The sequence below is a fragment of the Streptomyces sp. NPDC102274 genome (assembly GCF_044766385.1).
Taxonomy (GTDB): Bacteria; Actinomycetota; Actinomycetes; order Streptomycetales; family Streptomycetaceae; genus Streptomyces.
Genome location: NZ_JBIWLW010000015.1, coordinates 78,517 through 90,808 on the forward strand (window position 1 = coordinate 78,517; position 12,292 = coordinate 90,808).

A 12,292-nucleotide genomic window follows, 5' to 3' on the forward strand; every position below is an offset into this window, starting at 1 on the left:
CCCGGCTCGCGTCGGCGTCCGGCTGAAGGATGGGGCTCTTTCCTCAGAGTCCGAGTATTTCGGGGTTCTTGGCGAGCTCCCGGAAGCGGTCCTGCGGGTTCTCGACGAGGCGTCGTGTGTTCAGGTCGATGAGGCCGCCCACACTCGAAACCTCCGCGGCGAGATCACCGCCCTCCATATAGAAGTTCTGGTCGACCCGCAGGGACTTCCCTTCTCCCCAGACGAGCCGGCAGGAGATGCTCACCTCGTCTTCCGGCCTTCAGTTCGCGGTGGTAGCGGATCGTCGTCTCCAGGTTGACCGGCGCGATGCGCTTCTTCAGCAGGTCTTCCTGCCGGATACCCGCGGACCGCATCAGCGACCAGCGCGAGTGCTCCGCGTACTGAAGGTAGATCGTCCCGTTGAGATGCCCGAGAGCATCCGTCTCGTATCCGCGTACGCCGACTCGCGTGGTGTGCATGGTCGTCCTCTGGGTTCTCAGATTCCCGGCCGGATCGTGACGCCGAACGTCAGGGTTGTGACGAACAGGCGGCATTTCCCGGTGCGGGCAGGTCTCTTTCGATACTGCCCGCGCCGGGAGAACCGTCACAATGTCGCGATCCGACACCTGGATCCGCCTCGGAAGTGGCGCATCACCAGGGGTCGGGGGCTCCGTCCGCCGCCACGGCGACGCGCCTCGCGCACGGAAGAAGCTGTTCGAGGGTGTCGAGACAGGCGCGTACCGCGTCGAGGGCATGGCGTGGAGACGCGTACGGCGAATCGCGCTGGTCGTCCTTGAGGACTATGTCCACTGCGGCTTGCGCCACTTGCCGAGTGGTCGCCTCGACGTCCAGGCCGATGCCCGGGTGGAACCACCAGGCCACCCAGTTGCACATGCCGACGATGCTCAGCGCGGCCACCCGCGGATCGAGGGGTTTGAAGACCCCGGCGGCCATCCCTTCCTCGATCACCGAGCACAGCTCGTCCAGTACGGTCCCGCGCACCTCGGCCTGCTGAGCCCGCACCGATTCCGGGAGCGCGGATCCCGCCTGATTGAGCAGCCGGAACGGGCCCGGCCGTTCCGCGCGCTGCCGGACGAGCTCCGCCGACAGTGTGCGCAGCCTGTCCTCGGGACTGTCGGCACCCTCGTGGGCGGTCGCAATGGACTCGTTGAGCGCCACGCTCAGCTCGTCCATGAGCGTGGCCAGGATCTGTTCCTTGCTGGAGACGTAGTGGTAGAGGGCCGACCGGGAGATCCCGATGGCGGTGGCGATGTCCTGCAGGGTGGTCTTGTCATAGCCCTGCTCGCCGAAGAGTTCTGTGGCTTTGTCCAGCACCTCACGGATGATCAGCGCTCGCCGGGTGGTGAGGCGGCGGGCGGGCGGTTGCTTGCCAGGTGTCATGGGTATACGGTAATCCAGAATCGTCGCGAGTGTCGATTATTCAATAGTCGCGTCGAACATTTCCGCCACCCCGGCACCGCGGCACCCCAGACACCGTGGCGCCCCCGCGACACGGCCGCGCAGCGCTCGGACGCCTCCCCTCGACGGTCCGAGACGCCGGGTCACCGCCTTCCGCGCGCGCGATGGACGCCACCGATCAGGCCGATCCCGGCCCGCGCGCGGGAACCCACGCGTTCCGCGTGGCCGATGAGAGCTCGACGCGGCCACCGCCACGCCGGTACGGCCACGAACCGCGCACCCCCAGGCCGCCATACGACACAAGCCGGGCAGCGCCCGCCGGCATCCCGCACCCGGCGACACCACCCGGGAGCTCGATTTTCATCCCACCTATTGGAAAATGTCGTAAAATGAGTGGTTCGTTCCTTACCGTATGCGGGATGGCAGGCACCATGCATGACGGCCACGGCGTCGACGCCGAGGGAACGTCCACCACTCAGGACAGCCTCCACCATGCTGCCGAGCTGATGCGTGATGCTGTGCACGGGCTCGGGGCGGACAACTCGGTTCTGTTCCTCGTCGACGAACGCGAAATCACGCTGACCCCCGCCCTCGTGGTCGGTGGGCCCCTCTCGCTGTTCACCACGCCGGATCACATCTCGACGTCCGACGAACGCTATATCGCGGCGATCGCCTTCCGGACGAAGCAGCAGGTGGTGAGGGATTTCCCGGGAGCCGAGCCACGAGATGTCTCCATGCCCTTCCCCTACCTCGTCGCCGCGACCCCGATCATCCGCGGCGATCTCGCCGCGGGGATCCTCACATTCGTCTGGGCGCTGCCGAAAGACAAAACGGTGATCACCGCCGAAGACACCGAACGCTGCACTGCGGTCGCCGCGGAACTGGCAGACGACAGGGGACTTTTCGCCGCGCTTCAGGGGTGCTCCAATCCACGCTTCGTGCTGGCCGGCGGCGACGACGTGAATGGCGCGGCGGGTACGTCCTTGCTCTTCCAGACGCGCACGTTGGAGTCGGCGTTGTCGGCGGCGACCGGACTCAGGGATGTCGTCGCCGCCGTCATGGACCGCATCGCCCGGCCGACCGGTGCGGAGAAGATGGCTCATCTGTCGTTCGAGGGAGGCCGTGTCCGGGTGATCGGACACAGCGGCTTTCCCCAGTCCATGTCGCGCCCTGTGCTGGAGGCCGGGGAAACCAGCCTGGACGTTCCGTGTTCCGGCAGGGGCCGCTTCTACGAAACCGAGGAGAGCGTGCAAGCGGCCGGACTGGGTGCGGATTTCGCGAGCGGTCTCCAGTCGGCTGTCGTGTTGCCCCTGGTGAGCGGTGAACGGACCATCGGCGCCCTGCTCCTCGGTTTCACACATCCTCGCGTGTTCTCTCCGGAGGAACGGGCGTGGCTGGTCACCATGGCCGGCATGGTGTCGGCGACATGGGAACGAGCCCATCTCTACGACATCTCCCACACCACGGCGCAGGAACTGCAGCGACGGCTCCTGCCCCGGCATGTCGCCGAACTGGCGGAGCTGGACACCACGGCCCGGTACTTCTCCGCCTCCGGCAACAGGACCGGCGGCGACTGGTTCGACGTCCTGAAGCTGCCGGACGACAAGGTCGGTCTCCTGATCGGTGACGCCGAGGGCCACAACGTCGCAAGCGCCGCCCTCATGGGCCAGGTCCGCACCGCGTTGCAGGCGTACGCGGCCGAGGGACACGACCCCGCCGAAGTGCTCACACGGACCAACACACTGCTGTGGCAACTGGGGGCGGAGAGGTTCGTCTCATGCTGTTGTGTCTGGGTCGACCGCTTCCAGGGGACGGCTGAGATCGCGTGTGCCGGACATCCCGGCCCGTTGATCCGGATGGCACAGAACGAGGTCTTCAGCCTCCCTGAGGACCTCATCGGACCGCCGCTCGTGGTCGCGGAGGACACGGTGTACCAGGCCACGCAGGTAACACTGCGGGCGGGTGACGCGTTGGCCCTCTTCACCGACGGACTGGTCCATTCGCATTCGCCGGACTACTCCGTGGGCCTGGCGGCGATCTCCGGCATGCTGACCGCGTCAGCGGGACATCCGGAGGACATCGCCGACCGCATCTGCGCCCCCGCGGCCGGCGCGCGGTACCGCGAGGACGACGCCGCCCTTCTTCTGGCCGTCTACACGGGCACCCAGCGGGCCGTCGGGCACCGTGTGGTGCACCTGCGGGTCAAACGCCACGATCTGGAAGCGCTGGGGACGGTGCGTCGCTTGGTGCGCCGGCAACTCGACGACTGGGGCTGGGCGTTGGTGAGCGACGAAGCCGAACTGCTCACGACGGAGCTGGTGACGAACGCGCTGATCCATGCCGACAGCGAGGTCGATCTCTGGCTGCGCGAGCACCCGGACCGTATCAGGGTCGATGTGTGCGACTGGGACCCCAGGCCGCCCGTTCCGGCCCCGATCACGTTCACCGAGGAGTTCGACTGCGAGGCCGAGCACGGCCGGGGTCTGCTGATCGTCGAGGCCCTGGCGTCGTCCTGGGGCAAGGCTTCGCGCGGGCGGGGCAAGTCGGTGTGGTTCGAGCTGGGACGGAGCTGAACGGTCCCGGAGAGTGCCTCACGCCCACGGGCCGTGAAGTCACCGCCCGCCGCCTCCCGTTGACGGGAGGTGCGGATCACGGTGGGCGGACGCGGACTCGCCGGGACTCAGGATGCCGCGGGCTGATCGCCCGGCAGGAGGCGTTCGAGTACATCGAGAATGGAACGCGCCATGGCCAGCGCCGACCTGGCCGAGTCGGCCGGCCCACGTGACCCGTCGCCGGCGGCCACCATGTCGACGGCGGACTGGCTGATCTGCCGTGCCACCGCGTCGATGTCGTAGTCGGGACCCGGGTGGTACCACCAGGCCACCCAGTTGCACACGCCGAGGACGCTGAATGCCGCCACGCGCGCGTCGAGAGGCTTGAACTCACCCTGCTCGATGCCTTCCTCGAGCACCGCCGTCACCGTGTCAGAGGCGGGCGAGTCCGCCGTCGGCCATGATCGTCTGGCCGGTGACCCAGCCACTGTCCTCGCTCGCCAGGAACAGCACGGTGCCGACGATGTCGTCCGGGCCACCGGGCCGCTTGATCGCCTGCGTCGTCGACAGTGACGCGATGACCTCGGGATCGATGTGGGCCTTGCCTCCCGGGGTCAGGGATGCGGTCGGGCCGACGGCATTGACGGTGATGCCGCTGTCGCCCACGTCATTGGCCAGGCCACGGGTGAATCCGATGACGCCCATCTTGCTGGCCATGTAGTGGCTGAGGCCCGGAGCGGGCAGCGCGACGGAGTTGGATGTGATGTTGATGATGCGTCCCCAGCCTCCCCTGGCCATCAGCGGAACCACCGCCTTGGCCATGAGGAACTGTGAGTCCAGGTTGATGTGCAGCACACGCTGCCACAGGTCGTAATCAACATCCGAGAACCGCTTGTTGGGATAGATACCAGCGTTGTTGACAAGAATGTCGCAGCGCCCGAACTCCGCGTCGAGCAGCGCGGCCAGTCGCCCGGTCGTCTCGGGGTCGGACACGTCGGCCTCCAGGCCGACGCCGCGAGCCCCGGCCGCCTCCACTTCCTTGAGCGTCTCCTCGGACGCGGACAGGTCGACGGCCACCACGTCCACTCCGCGACGGGCGAGTCCGATGCTGATGGCCCTGCCGAAACCCTGAGCAGCGCCTGTGACGACTGCGACCCTGTGATCCGTACTCACGGTGCGTCCCTTCATCGGGTTCCCGACATCAATGACGGGAACGCTGTGCGACGCCGGACGGAGCTCTCCGTCCGGCGTTTGTGTGCGGCCCTGGCCGCGACAGACACGCGGCCGCCGGTCAGCCCTTCGTGTTCACCGAAGGGCGGAGCGAGCCAAGTCCCACCATGAACCTGCTCGCAACCATTGTCAACAGTTGTGTCGAATAATTGACAAGCAAGTCTACTCCGTGAGGACAATCCTGTTGTGGGAGATGGTGACCGCGCGCCGCCGCGGCCATGCGCGCCCGCGCCCTCACCGCACCACCGGACATGCCGACAGCCCGGCTCAGGCTGCCTGCCCGGACACAGTCCTCGGCAACACGCTTCAGCGGGCCGCGCCCCGCAGTTCCCTGCGGAGGATCTTTCCGGTGACCGACTTCGGGACGGCGGCGATGAACTCGACCTGCCGGACGCGCTTGTACGGGGCGACCTGGGCGTTCACGTGTTCCATGACCTCGTCGGGGGTCAGCGGGTGGCCCGGCCGGAGGACGACGAACGCCTTCGGGATCTCCTCGCCCTCCACGTCCGGCACCCCGACCACGGCGACGTCCGCGATGCCGGGGTGGGCCAGCAACAGTGCCTCCAGTTCGGCGGGCGGCACCTGGTACCCCTTGTACTTGATGAGCTCCTTGAGCCGGTCGACGATGTAGACGCAGCCGGTCGGATCGACCCGCACGAGGTCACCGGTGTGCAGGAACCCGTCCGCGTCGAGGCTGTCCGCGGTGGCTTCGGGATTGCCCAGATACCCGGCCATCACATTGGGGCCGCGTACCCACAAGTCGCCCGCCTCGCTCAGCCCTTCGAGCGGAAGGGGGATCTCGGCACCGGATGCCGGATCGATCAGTTTGTTCTCGGTATTGGGGACGGCCCAGCCACTGGCATTTACCGGGGCGCGCTCTCCCGTGAGGGACATCCCGCGGTCGATGACCACGCAGTGGCTGACAGGGCTCAGCTCGGTCATGCCGTAGCCCTGGTGCACCGGCACCCCGAGCCGTGCTTCCACCGCTTCGCCGAGCGTCCGGTCCAGTGGAGCGGCGGAGCTGACGATCATCCGCAGGGACGACAGGTCGTAGGCGTCGACCAGTGGGTGCCGGGCCAGTGCCAGCGCCATGGGCGGCACGACGAAGAGGTATGTGACCCGGTACCGCTGGATGTGTTCCAGGAACTCCCGGAGTTCGAAGCGCGCCATCGTGACGACGCTGCTGCGGCTGCGCAGTGCCACGTTGAGGAACATGGTCATGCCGTAGATGTGGAAGAACGGCAGAACGGCGAGCACCACGTCGTCGCGCCCCATCGCGCTCAGCGGCTGGACCTGCGCGACATTGGCCACCAGGTTCCGGTGGGTGATCATCACTCCTTTGGGACGGCCCGAGGTGCCGGAGCTGTAGGGCAACGCCGCGACATGTGTGGCCGGCTGGACGGGTACGTCTGTGGCCCGCTGGACGGGCACGTCGGCCTTCGGCCCGGACGGCGACGGCGCGGGGTGCGCCCCGGGGTGGTCGTCCGCGCCGAGGAGCAGGACCGCGTCGTCGGAGAGACCGGCCCGCGCGGCGGCTTCCGCGGCGCGATCCGCGAGGGGCGCGAAGGCGTAGAAGAGCACTGCGCGCGCGTCCACCAACTGCTTGGCGATCTCTTCCGCCGTGGCCAGGGCGTTCACCGTGGTCACGGTCGCACCGGCACGCAGAATCCCGTGGAACACGGCGGCGAACGCGGGGGTGTTGGGGCTCAGCACACCGACCACGTCTCCCGCGCCGACCCCTCGTGCGATGAGTGCCCCGGCGATCTCGCCGGACCACAGCAGCAGCTCCCGATAGCTGGTCGACTCGCCGGAGGACGCCACGGTGAACGCGGGCCGGTCGAGGTCCTCCTCGTCGATGTCCGCGAACAGATACTCGTGAACGCCGACGTCGGGGATCTCGACATCGGAGAAGGGGCTGCGGAACACCATGGTTTCTCCGTCTCTCTGTGCTGCTCAACACACCCAACGTATGCGGCGGTCGCGCACCGTTGTATGTGCGTATCGCACAACGAGCCCCGCTCAAGGAAGCTCTCGGCTACACCGGTGACGGGCTCTGGTCGTAGGGGTTGTAGATGAGGCCGATGTGCAGCCCGTACAGCCAGTGGAAGATGAAGACGCTGAGCATGGAGTTCCACCCGGCGTGCACGCCGGCAAGCGAGTCGTGTACGCCGCTCGCCGGGCCGAAGACGAAGGGTGCCGTCACGAAGATCGCCAGCAGGGCGAGCACCGTTCCGAGGATCAGCGATTTGCCGATGTTTCCCAGTCGCGTGGCCGGGAGCGGCATGACCGGGGACAGGGCGAGAGCGAAGAGGACCGCGAAGAAGACGCCATCCGCGTAGTGGCTCAGGCCGCCGATCACGAACTGCTGGGTGGGGGTGCCTCCGGGCAGGAGCACCGTGCCGTTGGCCGTGTTGTAGTCGAGGCGGGTCAGCCCGAAGCCGCCCATCCAGAAGCCGACGAGGCTGGAGATGTGCACGGCCACGAGGCCGCCGAGCATGGCGGCGAGCAGCCGGTGCCGCGTGGACCACTCCCGCCAGACGTGGATCATCCGGTCACGGACCTCCCGGGTGCTGGGCGCGGGCGGACGACTTCCGCTGACCGTTCCTGCCGTAACGGGCTCGACGCCACTGGTCATGGGACCCCTCCCCGGTTCGACATTTGCGTCAGAATATCGACGCGCCAGGCGATGGGCAAGAGGTGCGACCGGACACCGGCCTGGGAAGCGGCGATGACAGCGGCGGACCACCGGCCGGCGCATGCCGGGTTTCCCACACTCACCGCACGCGGAACAGTGGGTGTCCCACACTCACCGCACGCAACAGCCCAATAAAATAGCCGAGTTGGCAGTTCCCCCGCGCCTGCACAACCGTCGTGCGTTTTCGGATGTCACGCCAAAGCGTTCAGATCCGCTCGCGAAGAAAATCCGCATCACTGTGCCGTTCCGCGGTACGCCACGCCGAGGGCGACCGCACCGAGGGAGTCCGTGTGACGATGTCCGACAACGCAATCCCAGGCGCGCGGGCCATCGTCGCCACACTGGTCGACGCGGGTGTCGAGACCTGCTTCATGAATCCAGGGACTTCCGAGCTGCCCTTCGTGCACGCCCTGGGTGACTTCCCGCAGATGACCGGCGTTCTCGCCCTCGCCGAAGGTGTGGCGACCGGAGCGGCCGACGGGTATGCCCGCATCTCCGGCCGCCCCGCCGTCGCCCTCCTCCACATGGGCTCCGGCCTCGGCAACGGCCTGGCCAATCTGCACAACGCGCGCCGCGCACACACTCCGTTGTTGTGCATCGTCGGCTCGCACGCCACCCGTCACATGGCCCATGACACTCCCTTGCAGTCGGACATCGAAGGGGCGGCGCGCACGGTCTCGGGCTGGGTTCGCACCGCCACCTCCGCCGAGTCGGTGGCAGCGGATGTCCTGGACGCGCTGGACGCCACACGCCGGCGAGGGGGTCAGGTGGCCACCCTGATCGTGCTGGCGGACGTGGCGTGGAACCCGGCCGCCGCTCTCCCCTCCTCACAGCACCGTCCGAACCACCCGGAACAGGTCGATCCCGGTGTTCTCGACGAGGCGGTCACGTGGCTGAACGCCGGGGAGCCCACTGCCATCCTGCTGGGCGGACGTGCGCTCTCCGAGGCGGGCATACGCGCCGCCGACCGCATCGGCCAGGCGACGGGGGCACAGATCTTCACGGAGAACCTGCCCGCCCGGCTGGAACGGGGAGCAGGTGTCCCCTTCGCCCAGCGCCTGGGCTACAACCCCGCGTACGTCGAGGGACAGCTCGCCGGCACGCGCCGACTCATCCTGGCCGGTGCCCGCCCGCCCGTGAGCTTCTTCGCCTATCCCGGAGAAGCGAGCGAACTGACGCCGCCCGACTGCGACATCCTCGATCTCGCGGAGCCCGGCCAGGACATCACCACGGCGCTTGGGACCATCGCCGACGAGCTCGCCGCCGACCGTTGCCCCCGGCTGGTGTCCCGCGCGGATCTGCCCGCCCGGGAAGGAACGCTGAACCTGCCGCCCAGGCATGGGGGGCTGTCACTCGGGTCCATGGCCGGCGCCATCGCCGCGACCCTCCCCGAGAACACCATCGTCGCCGAGGAAACCGTCAGCTCGACCGCCCATATCGATCCCGCCATGGCGACAGCCGCCCGTCATACCCTGCTGACCCTCACCGGCGGGGCACTCGGCCAGGGGCTGCCCCTCGCCACGGGCGCGGCCCTCGCGGCTCCGGACAGGCCGATCCTGTGCCTCGAAGCGGACGGAAGCGCGCTGTTCACCATCCAGGCGCTGTGGACCCAGGCACGGGAACGACTCGACGTCACGACCGTCATCGTCAACAACGCGTCCTACGAGATCCTCCGTGCCGAACTCCCTCGCTTCGGCGCCGAGCGGGCAACCGACGTGCCGGCCCGCATGCTCGACCTCACCGGTCCCGCGCTCGATTTCGTCAGCCTCAGCCAGGGCATGGGCGTACCCGCCCGACGTGTCACCAGTGCCGAACAGCTCACCGCCGCCCTCCAGGACGCCTATGCGGTGAAGGGCCCCCATCTCATCGAGGCAGTGGTGGCGCGCGGCACGCGCTGAGACCGACCGGCCCGCCATGCCCCCCATTGCCCGCTCGCGCACCTCTGCCGTCCCTTTGGGGCAACCGGACCGGCATGCGGTGCGCCGCGGCTATATGGTCCTCACGGTTCACCGCGGAGGTCGGTGACCGCCTGCGGCCGGGTGTGCCGGAAAACGTCCCCGGCCGTCAATCCGACGCTTCCCGTGCGGCGTGCGGTGGGTGAGGCGTCATCCGCGAGTGGCAGCGCGGGCACCGGGGCGAGGCCGGGGAAACCGCGGCGACCGAGAACAGTCTCATCCCCCTTACCGGAACCACCCCCCAGGAAGGACGCCATGACGGCCGCTCCATCTCCGAGCAGTCCCGACGAACCGACAGAGGGCGTGACGGCGGAGCCGGAGGGATCCCGGAGTCCTGACTCCGGCGCCGCACGCGACGGCGCCCGAGCCGGGGCGGAGCACCCCCTCCGGTGGGCACGGGCCGCGCGCTCCAGCTGGCGCACGCCGCCCGTGTCGAGTCCGTCCGGCGCGGCGCTGAGAAGCGGGAGGCCGAACGACCCGGCAGAAGCCGAGGTGCCGTTGAGCGCTGAGGGCGAAGAAGCGGAAGGGGCCGCCGGGGAGAAGCGAGCGGTCGGCGAGGGCTCCACGGCGGAGACCTCCGCGGCGGCGTCCCCGAACCCCGCCCGCGCCGACGAGGGCGATGCGCACGCCGCACTCGCGCGGACAGCCGGGACCTCGGACGAACTGCGCACGGCCACCGACACGGAGGCCGCACCCGGACGGCCGCGCAAGAGCCTGCTGGCCGGAGCGGCGATCGCCGGTGTGCTGCTGGTCTCCATTCCCTTTCTGCTGACCGGCGGGGGCGACGACAAGAACCACAACGCCTCGAAGGGCCTGACACCGGGTACCGAACTCACGGGCGGGGGCGGTGCCCCGGGTGTCTTCGGCTCCGCCTCGCCTTCTCCGCGTCCTGGCTCGAAAGGCCCGTCGCCGGCCCCCGGTACGTCGAAAGGGCACGGTGCGGGACCGGAGAACGTGGGCGAGGTGAAGCCGTCGCCCGCGAGCTCCGGGGATGACAACACGGCCTCGGACAGCACGAAGCCGGAGAAGACAGGCACTTCGCCGGGCACGCTCTTGTCCAGCGGCTCATCGGGCGGCTCATCGGGCGGGTCGTCCGGCGGCTCGTCCAAGGACTCCGGCACCGTCGCAGGAGACAGGGTCTGGAGCCACGCGTCACACCGGTGCATCGATGCGCTGGACGGTCGGAGGGCGGACGGCACACCGCTGCAGATCTGGGACTGCGGTGGCGTCGACTGGCAGAAGTGGCAGTTCAAGTCCGACGGTACGGTGCGCACACTGGACAAGTGCATGACCCTGGCCGGGGGTTCGACCGCCAAGGGCACCGCCATCGTGCTGTCGGCCTGCAACGGCAGGTCCGCTCAGCGTTTCACCTTGAACGCGGCACGCGATCTGGTCAACCCGGGCGCCGACATGTGCGTGGACGTGAAGGACCACGGCACGGCCAATGGTGCCCGGCTTCAGCTGTGGACCTGCAACGGGCAGGACAACCAGAAGTGGACCGGAGAGTGACCCTGCTGGCCACGGCCTTGCCCCGCCACGGTCTTCTCCCGCCGTCGGCCCGGCCCCGGTGGCGGGTCAGGGCCGCCGGGGCCGGGGCCCGTCAACGGCGGGACAGCCCGGGGCCGATGTGACACAAGAGGGATGAGGATCAGATGGCGCCTGTAGGCGATCAGGGGGCGGATGACACCTCCGGGCAGCGAGTGCCGGCGACCGAGAGCAGGCCAACAGCCGACGACAATGCTGCCGTTGCGGGCGATGGCGGTGCCGATGCCGATGCCGATGCCGATGCCGATGAAAGCCTCGGTGGATGGGTGGCACGCCTGCGCGCCGTGCCCGTCGTCCCGGACACCGAACGTGAAGTTCCCGGCGATGTCGAACTTCCCGAACTCCCCGATGACGTGCGGGAGATGGCCCGGCTCGTGCCGGATCACTGGCTGGGCGTCGTCGATCCCACATGGCGTGACGGCTTGGAGCCACCGGCCTGGGCGATCGTGGGGCAGTGGCGGTCGGACAGCGACGGCGAGGTGGTGGAGTGGGCCGACAACCCCGACTACCGTCCCTCGCCCACGATGCTCGGCTGGAGTGACCCCGAGGACCCTCTCGATGCCGCCGTCCAGCTGGCGGCCACCGGGTACGGGCCCATGGAGGACGTTCCGCGGCTGCTCACCCGAGCCCAGGTCGCGGTGCTGGTGGACTCGGCCGACTCACCTGTCGTGGCAGCCGCACCGGACGGAACGGCCGTGATTCCGGTATTCAGTTCGCAACCGCATCTGGACAAGGTGGGGGCGCTGCGATACCGGCTGATAGCGGGCTCCGAGCTTCCCTCACAGATACCTGAGGGGTGCCACCTCTATCTCAACCCGGCCGGACCGGTGGCTTTCACTGTGGACCGCGACGCACTCCTGAACGCGCTCCAGGAGCCGGTCCAACAGGAGAAAGAGAGCAGCTGATCGGCCTGCGCA

General features: G+C 68.6%; 11 protein-coding genes. 4 read left to right on the top strand and 7 right to left on the bottom strand.

The genetic code is table 11. From position 1 onward, the window contains the following. Positions 1 to 43: 43 nt before the first annotated feature. Genes ACIRQP_RS21280 through ACIRQP_RS21290 form a run of 3 tightly spaced genes read right to left on the bottom strand, consistent with a single transcriptional unit; the run spans position 44 to position 1,380 of the window. Entirely contained in the window at positions 44 to 244 is a 201-nt protein-coding gene (locus ACIRQP_RS21280; protein ID WP_403892559.1) for a hypothetical protein, read from the bottom strand. Beyond that, positions 165 to 734: an acyl-CoA thioesterase gene (locus ACIRQP_RS21285; RefSeq protein WP_403892334.1), complete on the bottom strand. Its 570-nt coding sequence runs from the start codon at positions 732 to 734 to the stop codon at positions 165 to 167. Before ACIRQP_RS21285 ends, ACIRQP_RS21280 begins: the two co-directional genes overlap by 80 nt. Continuing rightward, positions 631 to 1,380, bottom strand: coding sequence for a TetR/AcrR family transcriptional regulator (locus tag ACIRQP_RS21290; RefSeq protein WP_403892337.1), 750 nt, complete (start codon positions 1,378 to 1,380; stop codon positions 631 to 633). The genes ACIRQP_RS21285 and ACIRQP_RS21290 overlap by 104 nt, the downstream gene beginning before the upstream one ends. A gap of 437 nt (positions 1,381 to 1,817) precedes the next feature. On the opposite strand from ACIRQP_RS21290, the gene ACIRQP_RS21295 reads away from it, so the two are divergent. Beyond that, positions 1,818 to 3,971, top strand: a complete 2,154-nt coding sequence (locus ACIRQP_RS21295; protein ID WP_403892340.1) for a SpoIIE family protein phosphatase — start codon at positions 1,818 to 1,820, stop codon at positions 3,969 to 3,971. A gap of 107 nt (positions 3,972 to 4,078) precedes the next feature. Here ACIRQP_RS21295 and ACIRQP_RS21300 read toward each other — a convergent pair whose 3' ends face one another. From ACIRQP_RS21300 to ACIRQP_RS21315, 4 genes are all read right to left on the bottom strand, one after another. Further along, the gene (locus ACIRQP_RS21300; protein ID WP_403892343.1) at positions 4,079 to 4,369 is read right to left on the bottom strand and encodes a hypothetical protein; all 291 of its coding nucleotides are present in this window, start codon (positions 4,367 to 4,369) and stop codon (positions 4,079 to 4,081) included. Between the two features lie 13 nt (positions 4,370 to 4,382). Beyond that, complete coding sequence (locus tag ACIRQP_RS21305; RefSeq protein WP_403892347.1) at positions 4,383 to 5,123, bottom strand: SDR family NAD(P)-dependent oxidoreductase; 741 nt, start codon at positions 5,121 to 5,123, stop codon at positions 4,383 to 4,385. 363 nt (positions 5,124 to 5,486) lie between these two features. Next, positions 5,487 to 7,109 carry an AMP-binding protein gene (locus tag ACIRQP_RS21310; protein ID WP_403892350.1) on the bottom strand — a complete coding sequence of 541 codons (1,623 nt, stop codon included), beginning with the start codon at positions 7,107 to 7,109 and terminating at the stop codon, positions 5,487 to 5,489. Between the two features lie 106 nt (positions 7,110 to 7,215). Beyond that, complete coding sequence (locus ACIRQP_RS21315; RefSeq protein WP_403892353.1) at positions 7,216 to 7,815, bottom strand: hypothetical protein; 600 nt, start codon at positions 7,813 to 7,815, stop codon at positions 7,216 to 7,218. Positions 7,816 to 8,171: 356 nt separating this feature from the next. Here ACIRQP_RS21315 and ACIRQP_RS21320 point away from each other — a divergent pair, with 356 nt between their 5' ends. The 3 genes from ACIRQP_RS21320 to ACIRQP_RS21330 all read left to right on the top strand — a co-directional run bounded on the left by ACIRQP_RS21320 (position 8,172) and on the right by ACIRQP_RS21330 (position 12,280). Continuing rightward, positions 8,172 to 9,773 (top strand): acetolactate synthase large subunit, encoded by a 1,602-nt coding sequence (locus ACIRQP_RS21320; protein WP_403892356.1) that lies wholly within the window; start codon positions 8,172 to 8,174, stop codon positions 9,771 to 9,773. Positions 9,774 to 10,328: 555 nt separating this feature from the next. Then, a complete protein-coding gene (locus ACIRQP_RS21325; RefSeq protein ID WP_403892359.1) occupies positions 10,329 to 11,339 on the top strand; it encodes a ricin-type beta-trefoil lectin domain protein in 1,011 nt (336 codons plus the stop codon). 302 nt (positions 11,340 to 11,641) lie between these two features. Continuing rightward, positions 11,642 to 12,280, top strand: a complete 639-nt coding sequence (locus ACIRQP_RS21330; protein ID WP_403892362.1) for a type VII secretion system-associated protein — start codon at positions 11,642 to 11,644, stop codon at positions 12,278 to 12,280. Positions 12,281 to 12,292: the final 12 nt, after the last annotated feature.